3 protein-coding genes are annotated in these 1,074 nt (G+C 53.2%); all 3 read right to left on the bottom strand.

From position 1 onward, the window contains the following. A partial coding sequence (locus G9Q73_RS11830; protein ID WP_281397580.1) for a carbamoyltransferase N-terminal domain-containing protein occupies positions 1–228 on the bottom strand: 228 nt, incomplete at its 3' end. Between the two features lie 137 nt (positions 229–365). Then, complete coding sequence (locus tag G9Q73_RS11825) at positions 366–737, bottom strand: PilZ domain-containing protein (RefSeq protein WP_177419965.1); 372 nt, start codon at positions 735–737, stop codon at positions 366–368. Beyond that, positions 734–1,074, bottom strand: a 341-nt coding sequence (locus G9Q73_RS11820; protein WP_218649953.1) for an FHA domain-containing protein, incomplete at its 5' end; no start/stop codon positions are given. The genes G9Q73_RS11825 and G9Q73_RS11820, both read right to left, overlap by 4 nt.

Genomic DNA, 1,074 nt, shown 5'->3' with positions numbered 1-1,074 from the left:
CAGACGCTCGAACTTGATCAGAGGTTTGTCGTAGAAGACCACATGATCGACGTCGTCGAGGGAGAGACCCGCTTGGTCGAGGCAGAAGCGAACCGCGTGCTGCGGGAAACGCTCGTCATGCTTCTTGCGCGAGAATCGCTCTTCCTGGGCGGCGGCGGTGATTTTCCCGTCTTGGACCAGGGCCGCCGCGCTATCGTGATAAAACGCTGATATTCCTAAAATGTTCATTCCCGAACTCTAGTGTTTGGTCAGTAAGACCCAGTGAAATGGATGGGCTTGGTTGCGTGCTCCATGTTACACCAACGAAGCGGTTACCATGATAGCGCGCAATCTATGCATTACTTTAAGTTCAGGTAAGTATATAACTAAGCCAGCGCCTCCAATTCCCTTTCGAGCAGCTCTGCATCACCGGTGTTGAGTTCGACCAGGCGTCGAAGATGGGTGATGCTCTCCATATCGATGGTGTTGCAGCGAAAACCGATCGCGCCATCCCCAATGTGAGCAACACTGGCCTGCATCTTGATTCGTGTCTCCGAATCACCAAGCTTGATATCCAACTCAACGGACTGATCCGGTTGGCCGCTCCAGTCGGGCGGGCAGACGACCAGAGCGCCTTTTAACGACAGGTCCAGCAACGTCGTTTCAAATGATTTTTCGCCCTCTGATATGCGCATTGGCGCATCAAAAAGGACGCGCCTGAAGCGCCGGCGCTCTTCCGGGTTTCCTGAAGTGGTCATTGTGTCTGGCTCCCTATTAGGTGAAATTGCATTTGGGTTCCGCCGACATGGATGATGTCGCCATCCTGTAGAAAACGTGATTCTTCTCCAATCTTTTCGTCATTAATGCTGGGGGATACGGGACCTTCAAGATGAGAGAGGAAATAGCCGTCGTTGCGGAGAGCAATAATGGCGCAGTCGCAACCGGCCCGCCCGATACGGGTGAGATTATGATTCAGTGGGATGATCCGGCCAATATGCTCGCCGCTCATGATCTGTAACATGCCTTCATGCGGTAACGAGGCATCAGTAGCGGTAGCCGGGCCGATATTTGGAAAGATGTTCCAGCTCTCCTCCT

Origin of the sequence: endosymbiont of Lamellibrachia barhami, from assembly GCF_011947365.2 — a bacterium.
In the GTDB taxonomy this organism is placed as follows: Bacteria; Pseudomonadota; Gammaproteobacteria; order Chromatiales; family Chromatiaceae; genus QGON01.
This window is presented reverse-complemented; position numbering and strand designations above follow the sequence as displayed.